We start from the raw sequence: 16499 nt of genomic DNA, 5'->3' as shown, positions 1-16499 counted from the left end.
GGGGTGGCTCTACCCCGGAACCCGGCACCACGCGCAGCCACCCATGGGGTGGCTCTACCCCCGGCAATGTGGCCGCCCGTCGCCGTTCCGCGCGTCTTCACATCCACGCCATGCCCTATTAACACCCGCTGTGACACCGTCCGTTCCATGTCGTCAATGAAGACGGGAGTGTGTGGATGAGTACCGATAAGAAGGCCGATTTCTCCGGTGTCACCTCCAGCGTGGACAGCACCGCGCAGAAGGTCGAAAAGGCGGATTTCTCCGGCGTTACCGCTTCGGTGGACAGCACCGCCGAAAAGGTAGGAGGCACCTACACCGTGCAGAAGGGCGACTCGCTGTCGAAGATCGCCAAGCAGGAACTGGGCGACGCCAACGCCTGGAAGAAGATCTTCGAGGCCAACCGTGACGTACTCGAGGACCCGGACAAGATTTTCCCCGGCCAGACCCTCAAGTTGCCGCCCAAAGCCTGAGTCACCCTTGCTTGTAGTCCACTGAATTCCCAGGGAGGAATTACATGAAGAAGACATCCATCAGTACTGCCGTTCTCGCTGCCCTGCTGGCCACCGTGGCATTGGCCGGCTGCAAGAAGAAAGAAGACACCGCCGACAACAACGCACAACCGGCGGCGATGACCCCGGCTGAACCGGCACCGATGACGCCTGCGGCGCCCGAGCCGATGGCCGCGGCAGCCGGCGTGAACGTGACCGCCGTGACGGTGGGCAAGACCGCTGCCGCCGACAAGAGCGTGGCAACGGTGGCGCTGTTCGCACCGAAGGACGACATCATCGTCTCGGTACGCACTGACGGCGCGGCCAACAACGCCAACGTGGCCGCCAAGCTGACGTTCCAGGACGGGCAGGTGGCCGGTGAGCAGAACCAGGCACTCAACACCACCGGTGCCGACACCACCAACGTCACCTTCAAGAATGCCAAGGGCTGGCCGGCGGGCAAGTACCGCGCGGAAGTCACGGTAGATGGTAAGGCGGCAGGAACGCCGCAAGAGTTCGAGGTCAAGTAAGCCGCCAGCCGACTCTCTCCCGGCAACAGGCTCACGATGGACGCAGCCGCGAGGCTGCGTCTTTTTTATGGGCTGGTTTCAGATGATACGAAGCTGGCCGCACCACAGTGTTCCAATACGTTCGCGTATGGCCCGGCTTTGCTCCGGGGGGCTTAAAACGCGACAATGCGGGAGTTTCCCGCAGCGCGCCCCACCCGGCGCGGTCACTCATCAGATCCGCAAGAGAGCCTCCGTCCCCCATGTCCAGTTCGCCCAAGATTCTCTACACGCTTACCGATGAAGCCCCGTTCCTGGCGACCCAGTCGCTGCTGCCGATCGTCGAGGCCTACACCGCCACCGCCGGCATTGCCGTTGAAACCCGTGATATCTCGCTGTCCGGCCGCATCCTGGCGCTGTTCCCGGATTACCTGAAGGACGCGCAGAAGGAAGTGGACCACCTGGCCGAACTGGGCCAGCTGGCGACCACCCCGGACGCCAACATCATCAAGCTGCCCAACATCAGCGCCTCGGTGCCGCAGCTGAAGGCGGCCATCAAGGAACTGCAGGACCAGGGCTTTGCCCTGCCGAACTACCCGGACGTGCCCACCGACGACGTCTCGCGCGACATCAAGGCGCGCTATGACAAGGTCAAGGGCAGCGCGGTGAACCCGGTGCTGCGCGAAGGCAACTCCGATCGCCGCGCGCCCCTGTCGGTGAAGAACTACGCGCGCAAGCACCCGCACCGCATGGGCAAGTGGTCCACCGAGTCCAAGTCGCATGTGTCGCACATGGACGGCGGCGATTTCTACGGCAGCGAAAAGTCGGCCACGCTGGCTACCGCCGGCAGCCTGAAGATCGAACTGCAGCAGGCCGATGGCACCACCGTCGTGCTGAAGGAAAAGACCGCGGTCAAGGCCGGTGAGATCGTCGATGCCGCCGTGATGAGCCGCAACGCGCTGGCCAGCTTCGTACAGGCACAGATCGCAGACGCCAAGGCCAAGGGCGTGCTGTTCTCGCTGCACCTCAAGGCCACCATGATGAAGGTCTCCGACCCGATCATGTTCGGCGTGGTCGTCGAAGAGTTCTACAAGGACGTGCTGGCCAAGCACGCCGACGTGCTCAAGCAGGCCGGCTTCGATCCCAACAACGGCATCGGCGATCTTTACGCGCGCCTGCCGCAGCTGCCTGAAGCGCTGCAGGAAACCATCAAGGCCGACCTGGCCGCCGAATACGGCAAGCGCCCGGGCCTGGCGATGGTCAACTCGGACAAGGGCATCACCAACCTGCACGTGCCCAGCGACGTCATCGTCGATGCGTCGATGCCGGCGATGATCCGCGATTCGGGTGGCATGTGGAATGCCGACGGCAAGCTGCAGGACACCAAGGCCGTCATCCCTGATCGTTGCTATGCCGGTGTGTACCAGGCCGTCATCGACGATTGCCGCACCCACGGCGCGTTCGATCCGGCCACCATGGGCTCGGTGCCCAACGTCGGCCTGATGGCGCAGAAGGCCGAGGAATACGGCTCGCACGACAAGACCTTCCAGATCCCGGCCGACGGCACCGTGCGCGTCACCGACGAGGCGGGCGCCGTGGTGTTCGAACACGCCGTGCAGACCGGTGACATCTGGCGCATGTGCCAGACCAAGGATGCCCCGATCCAGGATTGGGTGAAGCTGGCCGTCAACCGCGCCCGCCTGAGCAGCACCCCGGCGGTGTTCTGGCTGGATGCCGCACGTGCGCACGACGCGCAGGTGATCGCCAAGGTGGAGACCTACCTGAAGGACCACGACACGACCGGCCTGGACATCCGCATCCTGACCCCGGTGGAAGCGACGGCGTTCTCGCTGGACCGCATCCGCAAGGGCGAGGACACCATCTCGGTGACCGGCAACGTGCTGCGCGATTACCTCACCGACCTGTTCCCGATCATGGAGCTGGGCACCAGCGCCAAGATGCTGTCGATCGTGCCGCTGATGGCCGGTGGCGGCCTGTTCGAGACCGGTGCCGGCGGGTCGGCCCCCAAGCACGTGCAGCAGTTCGTGGAAGAGGACTACCTGCGCTGGGATTCGCTGGGCGAGTTCCTGGCCCTGGCCGCCTCGCTGGAACACCTCGGCAACCGTTACGACAACGCCGGCGCCACGGTGCTGGCCAAGACCCTGGACCAGGCCAACGGCCAGTTCCTGGACAACGACAAGTCGCCGTCGCGCAAGCTGGGTGGCATCGACAACCGCGGCAGCCACTTCTACATCGCGCTGTACTGGGCCCAGGCCCTGGCCGCGCAGGACGACGACGCTGCGCTGAAGGCCCGCTTCGCCCCGCTGGCCAAGGCACTGGCTGACAACGAGCAGGCGATCGTCGAAGAGCTGGCTGCGGTGCAGGGCAAGGCCGTCGACATCGGCGGCTACTACCGTCCGGACGTGGCCAAGGCCTCGGCCGCGATGCGCCCGAGCAGCACCTTCAACAGCGCGCTGGCTGCGCTGTAAGGTCTCGACGCCGCACCTGCGGTGATCGACAGAAACCCGCGCTTCGGCGCGGGTTTTTTGTTGGGCTTCGTTGACCCTCACCGACGCACCGGCACCCCGCCCCTATCCAACCGCACGCAACCACCCCGGTGGGTAGATCTACCCCATGGGTGGCTGCCCATCTCGGCACTACCGCCGTGTGGCCGCCGGCGCCGGGAACAACGGCATGAGCCGCTCAATGGCCGCATGGAGGCCCGCGAGCTGGCCGGACTGCAGCAGCTCGTTGCGAACCAGCTGCTCGTAGTCGCCGCTGCCGCACGACCCCATCTGGCAGAACTGATCCATCAGCGGGCCACCGGCCACGCAATCGGCGCCGCGCCGGCACGCGGCAATCTGCAACGCGTACCCGGCCAGCTCGCCCGAGACCGGTTGGCTGCCATCGTCGTAGCGGTAGGCCATCTGACCCAGGTAGTTCAGGGCGTCCAGATCGTCGGCGGCGATCGACTGTTCGATCAATTCCAGGTAGTCGGCCTTGTCCAAGGGGGCCTGCGTGGACATATGCAGCCACGCCTGCGATGCAAGGTCGCCCTGGGCGGCTGCCTGTCTGCGCAACGTCCTCGTGGCGGTGAGCGGATAGTGCAGCCCCTCCTTGCCGCCGCAGCGGGCGAAGATGCGGTGCCCGGCATCGATGATGGCCGGGCCCGCCGTCGGGTCGAACGCCCCGTCGGCCAGATGCTCCACGCCACGCAGATAGTCCGCACGCGCCAGGTTGACGAACGTGCAGTGCTCGTACCGTTCGGCCAGGGTGCGCTGGGCCAGGCGGTCACCGGCCTGCGCCGCGATGTTGAGCTGCACCAGTTCTGCGTTGGCCTCTTCGGCCATGCGTGCCAGGGACGCGGCGGACATCGGCAGTGCGGCGACGGCATGGGCAGAGAGTGCCGCGTGCCGCGGCGACGGCGGCGTGGGCATGTGGGTCGCTGCGGCCTGCGCGCCGGGCTGCCTGTGCAGCATGCTCCAGGCCACCACACCCATCAACAGAACCGCCAGCCCACCGGTGAACCAGGCGCCTGCATGTGTCATGCCCCGCATTCCATTGCCTCCCTGCATGCCCGCTGGACCCACCGATACGCAACGACTCTATCGCATCCCGTCGTGCGACTTCCGCACGCGTCCGAACTGAGACGTCCATCGAGGCGCGCGCGCGGGCATGAAGGCCGCGTCAACGCGAGTGGTACGGAACTTGCCTTGTCGCCACAACGTCTGGCCACCCACGGGCTGTGCAGAAACGTCACTTCAATCTGTGCGATGCATCACTTAAGCCCCGGTATCGATGGCATAGCCTATCGACGATCTTTTCTGCAGTAAGTGTGATCTCTCACAACGCAGGGGAAGGCGATGGCCAGGGTGCTGGTGGTCGGATCGGATATCCAGGGGGAGCACGCCTTGTTGCAGCGCCTGCGCTCGGCCGCGGCATTGCCGGCCGACACCGTGCGCAGCTGCCGTGATCTGGATGACTGCGATCTGTTGGTGATCAAGGACACCCCGGCACTGCGCAATGCCGCGCTGCGCATGGTGCGCGAGCGGCCGAAGATCCAGTTCTGGATCGAAGACCAGGATGGCCGCCTGCGTCATGGCCAGGGCGATGAGCACGCGGTGCTGGACGACCATGCCATCGAGCACGCACTGCGCCAGATGCCCGCCGCACCGACCGTTGTGCCGATCGAAGAGCCCTGTGCGGCGCGCGGCGCCAAGGCGATCACCCGCGCGCTGCGCGAAAGCCTGCAGTCCCGGCACGGGCATGCGGTGCTGGCCTTGAATGGGTTGCCGGTGCTGTTGCTGGATTTCGAGCAGGACCAGATGGTGGTGCCTGACGGCAGCGGCAATGCCGAGCTGGCGCAGCTGCTCTCCGATGATTTCGAACAACTGGCGCTGCATGGCATCGCCGCCAAGCGTTACCAGCAACTGGCCTGTGAGCTGCCGCGCCAGTCGCTGCGCCCGCTGTTGTGGCACTGGGGCCAGCACCCGGCGCATTGGCACGACCTGGATGTACGCCTGCAACAGCACGCACGGGTGCGCCTGTTGCGCTGGCCGGATTTCCGCGTGCTGGGCCACCAGCACGACAGCTTCCGGCTGTGTTCGCTGCTGCTGAAACGGGCCTGCAGCGTGGACGAATGTGCGTCGTTGCTGGACATTTCGGGCGACGCGGTGCGCGCCTTCGTGCATCCGGCCTATCTATGCGGTTACGCCGCGCTGGAGGCACCGGCAGGTGGCAGCCGGCTGATCGGCGGCAACGATGCCGGTGGCCTGCTGGCCCGGATGTGGCGCAGCGTGCGCCAGCGCAGCGGGGGCTGACGTGCGCGAACACAAGATCGTGGTGCTGGGCAGCATGGGGTGTGGAAAGTCGACGCTGGTGCGCGCCATCGCTGCCGGGGCGGTGATCAACACCGATGTGCACAACAGCGACCGCCAGGGCGCGGACAAGGCATCGACCACGGTGGCGATGGACTACGCCGACATCGACCTTCCCAACGGCGACCGCCTGCGTCTGTATGGCACGCCCGGGCAGCAGCGGTTCGATTTCCTCTGGCCGATCCTGCTGCAGGGGGCCAGTGGCGTGGTGCTGCTGCTGGATGCCACCCGCGACACCGTGGCCGACGAGCTGGCTGCGTACCTGGCGGTGTTGCGGCAGCACGCTGCGCAGGTGCCGGCGGTGATCGGTGTGTCGCGGCTGGATCTGGCCCCGCAGTTCGACCTGGAGGCCTGCGCGGCACACACCGGCCAGCAGGGCCGCTGGCTGCCGGTGGTGCCGGTGGATGCACGCGATCGCGAACAGGGGCTGTGCCTGATGGACGTACTGATGAGCGAAATGGAAGCCGGTGCCCTGGTGGCTGCGCATGGCTGATGGACACGATGCACGCCGCCTCGACCCGGCCTTGCGCGCGCGCCTGGGCCATCACCTGCAGGGCTTTGCCGATGACATCAACGGGGTGCGCAGCGTGGTGCTGGCCAGCGTGGATGGTTTCGCGCTGGTGCCGGCGGCAGGCACGCATGGCAATGGCGAGCGCCTGGCCGCGATGACCAGCGCGATGCTGGCCCTGGCCGCTGCGGTGGGCCGCGAGCTGGCGCTGGGGGAGCTGGAAGTGCTGATGCTGGAAGCCGGCGAGGGCAAGGTGCTGATGCTGGCCCTGCCTGCAACGCCGGCGCCGCTGCTGCTGATGACCGCCTGCGACGCGCGCTGCGTGATCGGCAAGGTGCTGTGGAGTGCGAAGGAATGTGGCCGCAACATCATGGCCGAACTCAGCGGATCACGAGCCGATCCGCAGGGGAACACGGGGCTCGACAACCAACGGGGTGCAACATGGCAGGACTCGACGATACCTTGAACGCGCTGATGACCATCGATGGCGCGCAGGCGGTGGCGCTGGTCGATTACGAAAGCGGCATGCTGCTGGGGGAGGCCGGTTCGGGGATGGACATGGAAGTGGCGGCGGCAGGCAACACCGAGGTGATTCGCGCCAAGATGAAGACGGCCGCATCGCTCAATCTCAACGACACCATCGAAGACATCCTGATCTCGCTGGGCAAGGCGTACCACATCCTGCGCCCGGTCTCGCGCAAGAAGGGCCTGTTCCTGTACCTGGTCCTGGACCGCAACAAGTCCAACCTCGCCCTGGCACGCCGCAAGGTGCAGGACGTGGAAGCCGAACTGGCGCTGTAAGGTTCCCTCCGCCGTCGGCCGCGCCGTGGTGGCGGCCGGCGGCGTTTTTTTGGTTCTTCGCCCATAGGCGGGGCAAGCAGAAACGTGCCTTGATGCTCTCCCGGCACACAGCCGGCGGCGGATCGGGCGCTGGGCCCCCATGCCCTTTCCGGCGAATGTCCCCCGGCGTCGGCCTGCGGCCGCCCCCTCCTCCTTTATTTCGCCTCCAAGGGCATGGGGACCCAGCGCCCGACCCACCGACAGCGCCAGAAAAGCCTGGCTTTTCCTCCTTACCGCAGGCCGAGCCCCGTAGCAGCCGGTAGGCTCCTGGGCAAAATAAAGGAGGAGGCCGCTTCGCGGCCGGGGGACATTTGCACCAGGAGCCTACCGGCTGCTGCGGGGCCCTCACGCTCGCGACCCGCCCGATCGGAGACCGAAGCCAATCCAAAGAGCGCCTGCACACCCGGCCACCCGCGTAGTGTCGTGCACACTCTGCGACGGCCCTTGCAACAAGGCGCTCCCCTCAGATGGGAGAAGAACCTCTTTCTTCCCGCTACCCCAGGCAGCGGCGGCTGTCGTATGGTGACCGCTGGTCCCTTCGGTGCGATGAATGGCAGCCGCCGATACTCCTGATCCCGGTACGCTGGCCACAACGCTGGCGCTGCTGATCCGCGATGGCTTCGAGCATTACCATGCGCGCTTTGCGGCGGTCACGCAGCGGGCGCGGCTGCGCTTTGAAACGCGTGACTGGGCCGGTGCCCGGCAGGACGCCGTCGAGCGCATCGGCCTGTATGACCACTGCATCGCCCAGACCGTGGATGCCCTGCGCCGGGGCGCCGGCGAGCAGGTGGGCACCCGCACGCTGTGGCTGCACGTACGCCAGGCCTACGCCGCGCTGCTGGATGGCCTGATCGATGCCGAGCTGTACAAAACCTTCTACAACACCCTGGCGCGGCGGCTGTTCGCCACGCAGGGCGTGGATGCGGCCATTGAGTTCATGGCCATGGATGTCGAGCCGTCCGACGCGATCACCCATCCGGTCGCCCGCCACAGCTACACCCTGTCGGCCACGCGCCCGGCCGAGGGCCTGCTGCGGGTACTGGGTGACTACCGGTTCGACGTACCGTATGCACACCAGCTGCGCTGCGCGGCGGCGATCGCGGTGCGGCTGCAGGACGACCTGGCGCACTGGGGCGATTACCCGGTACGCAGCATCGAGTTGCTGGACACCGTGTTCTACCGCGAACGCCGCGCGTATCTGGTGGGCCGCGTGTTCGGCGAGCATCGCTTCTCGCCGTGCGTGATCGCACTGGTCAACGACCAGCATGGCCTGCGCGCCGAGGCCGTGCTGACCCGGCGCCGCGACGTGGCGCACCTGTTCGGGGTGTCGCGCAGCTATTTCCAGGCCGACCTGGCCACGGTGGGCGATGCGGTGGTATTCCTGCGCAGCCTGCTGCCGGGCAAGCCCATCGATGAAATCTACACCGTGCTGGGGCGCGCCAAGCAGGGCAAGACCGAGCGTTACCGCACCTTCTTCCGGCACTTCCAGGACCATCCCACCGAGCAGCTGGTGCATGCCGATGGCACCCCGGGCATGGTCATGGCGGTGTTCACGCTGCCCAGCTATCCGCTGGTGTTCAAGCTGATCCGCGACCGCTTCGCCTGGCCCAAGGCGATGTCCCGGCAGCAGGTGGAAGAGAAGTATGCGCTGGTCTTCAACCTTGACCGCGTGGGCCGCCTGCTGGATGCGCAGCCTTATCGCCACCTGCGGTTTCCGCGTGCGCGTTTCGCCCCGGCACTGCTGGACGAGCTGTTGACCCAGTGCCGCAGCAGCGTCAGCGAGGACGGCGACGACGTGGTGGTAACGCTGTGCTACGTGCAGCGCCGGTTCCGTCCGCTCAACCTGTACCTGCGCGAGCAGGCCAGCGAGGCCCGGCGCAACGCGGCACTGGACTACGCGCAGGCGATCACCGACATGGCGCGCAACAACATCTTTCCCGGCGACATGCTGCCGAAGAACTTCGGCGTGTCCCGGCATGGGCGCGCAGTGTTCTACGACTACGACGAACTGTGCCTGGTCAGTGACTGCACCTTCCGCGCCTGGCCCACGCCCCGCAATGCAGAAGAAGCATTGGCCGACGAGCCGTGGTTCCAGATCGGCCCGCGCGATGTGTTTCCCGAACGCTTCTGGATGTTCATGGGCTTGCCGGGCGCCGAGCTGGCGGCCGTGCGCGAGCACTTCGCGCACCTGTTCGATCCTGCATGGTGGCAAGGCCTGCAGGCACGCTTTGCTGCCGGTGATTTTCCAGATACGCCGCCTTATGCGGAAAGCCACCGGTTGGCTTGATTGGAAACGCCACGACTGCTGCGTTAGGCTCGACGCATCCACAAGGAGCAGGTGCGATGCGTTCATCCCATATTCTTGCGTTGGCCCTCGCCGTTGGCGGCGTCGGCCTGTCGATGCTGCCAGAAGCCCAGGCACAGTCCCGGCGCGCGGTGCGTGAGCAGGCCGAAGCGGCCATGGTGCTGACGGGCCAGATCCATATCGGCACCGAAGGGCAGGTGGAAAGCTTCCAGCTCGACAAGCGCGAGCAGGTCGACGAGGCCATTGCGCGCTTCCTCGAAGGCGCCGTGCAGACTTGGCGGTTCGAACCGGTGCGGGTGGACGGCCGTGCCGTCCCCGCACGCACGCCGGTCAGCATCCGCCTGGGGGGCAAGAGCATGCCCGACGGCAAGCAGCAGGTCACTCTGTTGGCCGCCAACTTCGAGGAGTACAAGGATGACGCCGTGGATCGCGTCACCAAGCTGCAGACGCGCGCGCCGGCCTATCCGGAGGACGTCTATCGCGCAGGTGGCCGTGGCGATGTGCTGCTTCTCGTGCAGGTGGGTCGCGATGGCAAGGTCATGGACGTGGCGACCGAGCAGGTCAACCTGCGCGTGGTGGGTACCGAGGCGCAGATGCGCAGCATGCGCGAGAAGCTGTCACGCGCGTCGATGGCCGCGGCACGCAAGTGGACGTTCAAGACGCCTACTGCTGGTGAATTCAAGGATGCGCCGAGCTGGACGCTGCGGGTGCCCATCCACTTCGCGTTGCACGACGAGCGTGAGCGCTACGGCAAGTGGGATGCGTACATTCCTGGCCCACGCCAGCAGGCGCCGTGGCGTGCCGACAAGGCGCTGAGTGCCGATGCCAACGCCGACCTGCTTCCGCAGGGCGGCGTGTTCATGGCCGATGCTGCCCGCCAGGGGCCGAGGTTGCTCACCCCGCTTGGCGGCTGACCCGCACGGCAGCGGCGGCGGGGCACGCGCACGCCCTGCCTGGGCGCGTCACGCGCCGCCGCGCCGTTCCGGTGCCGGGTGCACCACGGTGCGGTTGCGGCCCTGTTCCTTGGCCATGTAGAGCGCCTTGTCGGCCAGCCGCAGCGCCTGCTGCGGATCCTCGTGATAGCTGGGGTAGTGGGCCACGCCCAGCGACACCGTGACCGAGCCGACCTCCTCGAACACTTCGGCGGCCACCTGCACGCGCAGGCGTTCGGCGATGCGTGCGGACGCCTCGGTGTCGATGCCCGGCAGCAGGATCAGGAACTCTTCGCCGCCGTTGCGGCAGAGCAGATCGGTGTCGCGCGAGTCGTCGCGCATCAGCTGCGCGATGCGCAGGATGACCGCATCGCCCACCGCATGCCCGAAGCGGTCGTTGATGGTCTTGAAGCGGTCGATGTCCAGCGCGATGATCCCGAACGGCTGCCCGCGCGCCTGCCAGTCTTCCAGCCCTTGTTGCAGGCCGCGGCGGTTCTGCAGTCCGGTCAGCGGGTCGGTCATGCTGGCGCGGTTGAGCTTGCCGATGCGGTCCTGCAGCAGGTTGAAGCTGTACAGCAGGGCCTGCTTGAGGTGCGCCACTTCGTAGTACCACGCGCGGATGCCGGTGACATGGCGGATGGCGATGCCGGTGTCGCGGTTCTGCACGTTGCGCGCCAGCTGCCACAGCGGCAGCGAGATGCGTCGCGCGAACCACCAGGTGATCAGCAGCGACAGCACGCCAAGCGGAATCGCATTCCAGATCACCGCCTTCATCAGCGTGGACAAGGCCGCCAGCGTGGCGTCGGCCGGGCGCTGGGCCACCACGCCCCAGCCGACGATCGGCACCGGCGCATAGCCGGCCAGCATCTGCACGCCGTGGCTGTTGCGCACCTGCTGGGCGCCGGTGTGGCCCTTGCTGACCGCCAGCACCGCCGGGTTCTCCATCGCGAACTGACCCACCCGGTTGGGTTCGATGTGGTACAGGATGCGGCCATTGCGGTCGACCACGTACAGGTAGGAGCCGTCGCGGTAGTAATGCTTGCCCAGCAGCGTCTGCAGGATGCTGCGCTCGCGCAGGTAGATGGTGCCGCTGACGTAGCCCTGGTACTGGCCCTGCGCGCTGAAGACGGGATGGGAGATGGCCACCAGCAGGCGCCCGGTGGCCGACTGGTAGGGGTCACTGATGAACGGCTCGCGCCGGTCCAGCGCGTCCTTGTTGCCGCGGCTGTTGAGGGTGACGCCCTGCAGCGCCAGGCTCTGCGGCGAGGTGGCCAGCACGGTGCCGGCCGGGTCGACGATCAACACCGAATTGAAGCTGTTGGTCTGCAGCTGCAGGCGTGCCGCTTCGGCTTCCAGCTCGCGGCGGTCGTGCGCGCGCTGGCCCAGCGCGGTGGCGCTGTAGGCCAGCTGCTGCTGCGCGGACTGGATGAAGTTCTGGGTGGTCTCGGCCAGCTTGCTGGCATACACCCGGTTGGCTTCCAGGGTGGTGCCGATCAACTGCTCGCGCTGCACCCGGTAACTGGCGTGCAGGGTATTGGCCAGCGCCACCACGGCACTGAGCAGGGCCAGGCCAAGGATCAGCTTGCCAAGGTTGAGGCGGGTGGAAAACGGGCGCATGCGGGGCTTCGGACTGGCAGGGTGCAGCGCCAGCCGGGATGCGGATGGAACGGCAGCGATGGAGCAATCAGGAGCGCAACATCCCACCCCCGGGCGGACTACGGGTCACGCCGCGGATTATTGCGGATTACGGCGCGCCGTGGGTGAAGCGCGCACCCGCACGCGTTCAGCGCTCCAACCGTCGGCGCAGCACGCTGCGCACCTGTGCGGCCGTATTCGCATCCAGCGCGCCCAGCACGCCGCGCGCGTGGGCGGGGACATGCGCGGCGGTGTCCGGGTTGGCATGGAACACGTAATGGTCGAAGACGGTACGCCACTGTTCGCGTTGGTGCGGAGGCAGCTCGCGCAGCGCCAGCATGGCCAGCATCAACGCGTTCATGGGCGCATCCATCCATGCCGGCACCGGACGCCACCAGTAGTTCACCAGAACATTGAACGTGTCCAGCCCTTCCATGTGGTGCCACCACAGCGAGGGGATGAATACCGCATCGCCCGGGCCCAGCTCGGCCACCTGCGCATGCGCCAACGCCTGGGCAAAACGCGGAAAGCGCTGCAGGTCCGGTGCGGCGAAGTCGACCAGGCTGATGGCCTGGCCGGCGGGGGTGAAATCCAGCGGACCGATGTACAGGTTGTCGATCTGCTCCGGGGCGAACAGAGTCACCCGGCGTCGGCCCGCAGCCACGCAGGCCAGGTTGTCCGGTACATCCTGGTGGGCGGCAATGCGCGAGCGGTTGCCGATCCAGATGCTGGCCAGCGGGTCGTCCACCCCCAGCGCCAGCGGATTGCACGTGCCGAAACCGGGCAGGAAGCTGTCCAGCGTGGTCGACGCCACGTAGATGCCGGGCGGGTCGGGGTCGGGCTGGTACTTGAGCAGGGTGTCGAGCACCACCTTCAGGGCGATCTGCTCACGGCGGAAGTTGAAGCCGCTCATGTCCGCGTTGTAGAACAGCCGCCCCTGCGCCTGTGGCGGCGCCGTGGTGGCGGTGACCGGCAACTGGCCGTGGTCGAACTGCTTGAGGTGTGCCACCGCTGCGGCCGCCGATGTGCGTGCCGCAGCCACCATCGGCCAGTGTGCCACCAGCCCGCGCAGCACCTTGGGCGTGGTCCAGCCGGGCAGCTGCGTGTGCAGCTGCGCCGGGTCCAGCCCATGCACTTCCTCGATCCGGCCTGTCATCGCGCCGTGGTTCCTGTGCTCAGAACTTGTAGCGTACCCCGAACATGTAACGCGGCCCGGTCTGGGTGGCGTAGCGCAGCATGTTGGTGTGGCGCGCATAGGTGCGCATGGTTTCGTCGGTCAGGTTGATCGCCTCCAGGCTCAGCGTGAGCTGGTCGCTCACCGCGTAGCTGATGTTGAGGTCCAGCTGGCCATAGGCGTCGGTGTAGTTCGGGTTCGGGCCCTGCCCGCCGATGCCGTTGAGGAACTTGTCGCGCCAGTTGTAGGCCGCACGCACCTGCCAGTTGTACTTCTCGTAGAACAGCACCAGGTTGGCCGAGTCGCTCAAGCCGATCATCGGGTACTGGTCGCCCAGGCTCAGGTTGTCGAAGGTCAGGCCGGACTTCACCTTGGTGTAGTTGGCCGCCAGGCCGAAGCCGGTCTGCCCGAACAACTGCTGCACGCTCAGTTCCCAGCCGTCCAGGTGGTCCGAGCGCTGGTTGGCCGGCACCGTGATGTCGAACCCGGCGACCGGGTCGCCGGGCTGGCCGACGATGGTGCCGGTGCGCTGGCCGGCCGAGTTGGTGCCGGTGGCGGTCACGCCCGGGTCGCCGTCGTGGTTGGCGAAGATGTAATCGCGGATGCAGGGCATGTCGGTGACCCCGCAGCCCGAGGCCAGCGCTTCGTTCCAGTAGGTGCCGCCCACCGGGGTGTGCAGCCCGGCGCTGTTGTCGCGCACGATGGTGTTGCTGATGAAGTTCTTGATGTTCTTGCGGAAGAAGCCCAGCGAGGCGTAGCTGGATTCGCCGTAGTACCACTCCAGCGACAGGTCGAAGTTGTCGGCCAGCAGCGGCTCCAGCCCGGGATTGCCGCGCGAGCCGGTGCCGCCCTGGGTGCGCACGATGTTGTCGAAGCGGCGGCCGCTGTCGATCTGGGTCCAGCCGGGGCGGCCGATGCTGCGGCTGTAGCTGCCGCGCAGCGCCAGCGCCTCGGTGATGTCCAGCTTGAGGTCCACGTTGGGCAGCACGTAGTCGTACTTGCCCTTGCCGCCGATGAAGGTGCCCTCGGCCGCATAGCCCAGGTTGAACTCGTTGGCCGAGCCCCAGTTGATGCTGGTCGGCACGCGCACCAGCGCGGTCGATTCCACCTCGGTCTGCTCGTAGCGCACGCCGGCGGCCACATGCAGCGGCATCGACCAGTCGAAGGTGGTGCGGTACTGCAGGTAGGCGCTTTTGGAGGTTTCGGTGGTGCGGATGTCTTCGGTGTACTCGGTGGGCGCCAGGTAGCAGGTGGGGCAGGGCGGCTCGCCATTGGCGGCCACCTGGCCGGCACGCTCGCGCAGGCGGTCGAAGTCGAAGACCAGGAACTGGCCGGTCAGGCGCGGGTCGCTGTGCCCGGAGAACGCATCGAAGTACTTGGCCATGTCGTCGGCGTACCAGATGCTGTCGTCATAGTCGGCCGGGTTGCCCAGCCCGCCCCAGCTGTCGCGCTGCATGATCGCCGAGGCCGAGCGGTTCTCCACCTTGGTATGGCCGACGCCGAAATCCAGTGCGGAATAGTCGGCGAACTTGAAGGTGCCGCTGCCCTGGTACTGCTGCACCTTGGACTTGTTGTAGCTGTTCTGGAATACCGAACCGGTGACCAGCGCCTGGTTGGCCTGCACGCCGCCCGGCGGCAGCGCGATGTTGATGATCGGCAGGTCGCCGCTGTAGTCCACGGTGGTCTTGCCGCGCACGAAGGCGGCCACGCCGAGCACGCCTGCCGAGCCATACGGGCCGTCCGGCTGCGATTCGGCGGTGGCATTGTGGACGTCGAAGGACAGGTTCAACGCGTCGTTGACTTCCCAGGCCACGTTGAAGCCCAGCGCGTCCATGCTGTTCTTGGTGGCCAGCTTCATGCCGCCCATCGACACGTCCGAGTTGACCATGTCTTCGCTGTAGATGATCGGCGCCGCGATCGGGCCATTGGTCCAGGTGCTGTCGCCGGGGCCGTAGTTGAACCACACCGACAACTCGCTGCGCTGCTGCTGCACCTTGTTCTCTACATAGGTGTAGTCCAGCGTGGTGGTGACGTTGTCGGCCGGCTTCCACTGCAGGGTGGCCTGGGCGTTGGTGCGCTGGCGCTGCACGCCGTTGACGTTGTAGGCGGTGTTCTGCGGGCGGCCGTAGATGTCGGTGGCGTCGGGGCGGTTCTGGATGCGGTCTGAATAGCCTTGGCCGGGTTGCGGCAAGGCGCGCCAGTCGCTGCTTTCGTTGCCCTGGAAGGTGGCCCAGCCCTCGGCCACGGTGGCCTGGTTGAAGCCCGAATCGCGCTCCTGGTGGCTGGCGCTGAGGGTCACGCCGAAGCGGTCGTCGGCGTAGCGCTGGCTGAAGATGCCCGACAGCTCGCCGGTGATGTTGGCGCCCTGCAGGGTGCGCGGCAGGTTGTCGTTGGAACTGTCGTTGACCGCCTTCAGGCCCAGGCTGATCACCGGCTCGGCCTCCAGCGGGCGCAGCGTCTTGATGTTGATGGTGGCGCCGATGCCGCCGGTGGGATTGTCGGCGCGGGTGGTCTTGTACACCTCCACCGCCGAGATCGATTCGGAGGCGATGTTGGCGAAATCGAACGAGCGCGAGCCGGACAGGCCACCGCCGCCGTTGCCCAGGTTGGACGCGGGCATCTGGCGGCCGTTGAGCAGCACCAGGTTGAAGTCGGGCCCGATGCCGCGCACGGTCACCTTGGACCCTTCGCCGCTGGAGGTACGGTCGATCGACACGCCGCTGATGCGCTGCAGCGATTCGGCCAGGTTGGTATCGGGGAACTTGCCGATGTCCTCGGCCACGATGCCATCGACCACACCCTGGCTGTCGCGCTTGAGGTTCATCGACGAGGTGAGGCTGCCGCGGATGCCGGTGACCTGCACCGCGTCCAGCGTGGTCGGGTCGGGCGCTTCGCCCGTGGCCGGGCGGGCCGGATCCTGCGCCCAGGCGGGGCTGGCCAGCACGGCCAGCAGCGCGGAAGTGAGCATCGCCTTGCGGGGTACGACCTTGTACGTCTTCATGAAAGCTCCCTCCCCAGGGAAATCGATAATGGCGTCCTACGGCGTGACGGCGTGGTTCAACAGCACACGGGCCGGATTGGGAGCCATCGTTGACAGCGTTGTCAACAAACGACCCTGCCATTGCGACTCCTGCCGACGTGGGCGGCACGTCCAGCGCTGTCATCCGGGCCGTATCGACGACCGGTAAAGCACCGTGGCGCAGGGCCTGCGGCGCATTTGCTGCGGTATCCCGT

At 66.7% G+C, this 16499-nt stretch carries 12 protein-coding genes and 1 pseudogene; 9 read left to right on the top strand and 4 right to left on the bottom strand.

The window, feature by feature from the left end:
* Positions 1–176 precede the first annotated feature (176 nt).
* From ACZ0AE_RS18440 to ACZ0AE_RS18430, 3 genes are all read left to right on the top strand, one after another.
* Positions 177–470 carry a LysM peptidoglycan-binding domain-containing protein gene (locus tag ACZ0AE_RS18440; RefSeq protein WP_038685816.1) on the top strand — a complete coding sequence of 98 codons (294 nt, stop codon included), beginning with the start codon at positions 177–179 and terminating at the stop codon, positions 468–470.
* 44 nt (positions 471–514) lie between these two features.
* Positions 515–1018: a hypothetical protein gene (locus ACZ0AE_RS18435; protein ID WP_038685817.1), complete on the top strand. Its 504-nt coding sequence runs from the start codon at positions 515–517 to the stop codon at positions 1016–1018.
* Positions 1019–1257: 239 nt separating this feature from the next.
* Positions 1258–3483: an NADP-dependent isocitrate dehydrogenase gene (locus tag ACZ0AE_RS18430; RefSeq protein ID WP_463601839.1), complete on the top strand. Its 2226-nt coding sequence runs from the start codon at positions 1258–1260 to the stop codon at positions 3481–3483.
* Positions 3484–3651: 168 nt separating this feature from the next.
* Here the strand turns inward: ACZ0AE_RS18430 and ACZ0AE_RS18425 are convergent, their stop codons facing one another.
* Positions 3652–4542, bottom strand: coding sequence for a hypothetical protein (locus tag ACZ0AE_RS18425; RefSeq protein WP_463601838.1), 891 nt, complete (start codon positions 4540–4542; stop codon positions 3652–3654).
* Positions 4543–4857: 315 nt separating this feature from the next.
* On the opposite strand from ACZ0AE_RS18425, the gene ACZ0AE_RS18420 reads away from it, so the two are divergent.
* The 6 genes and pseudogenes from ACZ0AE_RS18420 (at position 4858) to ACZ0AE_RS18395 (ending at position 10438) form a co-directional block, all read left to right on the top strand.
* On the top strand, positions 4858–5814 hold the full coding sequence (locus ACZ0AE_RS18420) for a hypothetical protein (protein ID WP_463601837.1): 957 nt from the start codon (positions 4858–4860) through the stop codon (positions 5812–5814).
* A gap of 1 nt (position 5815) precedes the next feature.
* Entirely contained in the window at positions 5816–6364 is a 549-nt protein-coding gene (locus tag ACZ0AE_RS18415) for a GTP-binding protein (protein WP_463601836.1), read from the top strand.
* Positions 6357–6770: pseudogene (locus ACZ0AE_RS18410) on the top strand (roadblock/LC7 domain-containing protein); the annotation flags it as partial. The gene ACZ0AE_RS18415 and the pseudogene ACZ0AE_RS18410, both read left to right, overlap by 8 nt.
* A gap of 50 nt (positions 6771–6820) precedes the next feature.
* On the top strand, positions 6821–7180 hold the full coding sequence (locus ACZ0AE_RS18405) for a hypothetical protein (protein ID WP_038685821.1): 360 nt from the start codon (positions 6821–6823) through the stop codon (positions 7178–7180).
* A 589-nt stretch (positions 7181–7769) separates the two neighbouring features.
* Positions 7770–9506 carry a bifunctional isocitrate dehydrogenase kinase/phosphatase gene (aceK, locus tag ACZ0AE_RS18400; protein WP_463601835.1) on the top strand — a complete coding sequence of 579 codons (1737 nt, stop codon included), beginning with the start codon at positions 7770–7772 and terminating at the stop codon, positions 9504–9506.
* A 56-nt stretch (positions 9507–9562) separates the two neighbouring features.
* Entirely contained in the window at positions 9563–10438 is an 876-nt protein-coding gene (locus tag ACZ0AE_RS18395; protein WP_463601834.1) for an energy transducer TonB, read from the top strand.
* Between the two features lie 48 nt (positions 10439–10486).
* On the opposite strand, the gene ACZ0AE_RS18390 is transcribed toward ACZ0AE_RS18395, so the two are convergent.
* The 3 genes from ACZ0AE_RS18390 to ACZ0AE_RS18380 all read right to left on the bottom strand — a co-directional run bounded on the left by ACZ0AE_RS18390 (position 10487) and on the right by ACZ0AE_RS18380 (position 16266).
* Positions 10487–12073: a sensor domain-containing diguanylate cyclase gene (locus tag ACZ0AE_RS18390; RefSeq protein WP_463601833.1), complete on the bottom strand. Its 1587-nt coding sequence runs from the start codon at positions 12071–12073 to the stop codon at positions 10487–10489.
* A gap of 166 nt (positions 12074–12239) precedes the next feature.
* Entirely contained in the window at positions 12240–13247 is a 1008-nt protein-coding gene (locus ACZ0AE_RS18385; protein ID WP_463601832.1) for a cupin-like domain-containing protein, read from the bottom strand.
* 19 nt (positions 13248–13266) lie between these two features.
* Positions 13267–16266 carry a TonB-dependent receptor gene (locus ACZ0AE_RS18380; RefSeq protein WP_448134603.1) on the bottom strand — a complete coding sequence of 1000 codons (3000 nt, stop codon included), beginning with the start codon at positions 16264–16266 and terminating at the stop codon, positions 13267–13269.
* Positions 16267–16499: the final 233 nt, after the last annotated feature.

Source organism: Stenotrophomonas sp. AC248 (assembly GCF_979258185.1).
This window is presented reverse-complemented; position numbering and strand designations above follow the sequence as displayed.

Coding starts and splice junctions, on each gene's coding strand:
- ACZ0AE_RS18395 (WP_463601834.1), top strand. CDS start 9,563: ATGCGTTCATCCCATATTCTTGCGTTGGCCCTCGCCGTTGGCGGCGTC.
- ACZ0AE_RS18390 (WP_463601833.1), bottom strand. CDS start 12,073: ATGCGCCCGTTTTCCACCCGCCTCAACCTTGGCAAGCTGATCCTTGGC.
- ACZ0AE_RS18430 (WP_463601839.1), top strand. CDS start 1,258: ATGTCCAGTTCGCCCAAGATTCTCTACACGCTTACCGATGAAGCCCCG.
- ACZ0AE_RS18405 (WP_038685821.1), top strand. CDS start 6,821: ATGGCAGGACTCGACGATACCTTGAACGCGCTGATGACCATCGATGGC.
- aceK (WP_463601835.1), top strand. CDS start 7,770: ATGGCAGCCGCCGATACTCCTGATCCCGGTACGCTGGCCACAACGCTG.
- ACZ0AE_RS18385 (WP_463601832.1), bottom strand. CDS start 13,247: ATGACAGGCCGGATCGAGGAAGTGCATGGGCTGGACCCGGCGCAGCTG.
- ACZ0AE_RS18420 (WP_463601837.1), top strand. CDS start 4,858: ATGGCCAGGGTGCTGGTGGTCGGATCGGATATCCAGGGGGAGCACGCC.
- ACZ0AE_RS18440 (WP_038685816.1), top strand. CDS start 177: ATGAGTACCGATAAGAAGGCCGATTTCTCCGGTGTCACCTCCAGCGTG.
- ACZ0AE_RS18435 (WP_038685817.1), top strand. CDS start 515: ATGAAGAAGACATCCATCAGTACTGCCGTTCTCGCTGCCCTGCTGGCC.
- ACZ0AE_RS18425 (WP_463601838.1), bottom strand. CDS start 4,542: ATGACACATGCAGGCGCCTGGTTCACCGGTGGGCTGGCGGTTCTGTTG.
- ACZ0AE_RS18380 (WP_448134603.1), bottom strand. CDS start 16,266: ATGAAGACGTACAAGGTCGTACCCCGCAAGGCGATGCTCACTTCCGCG.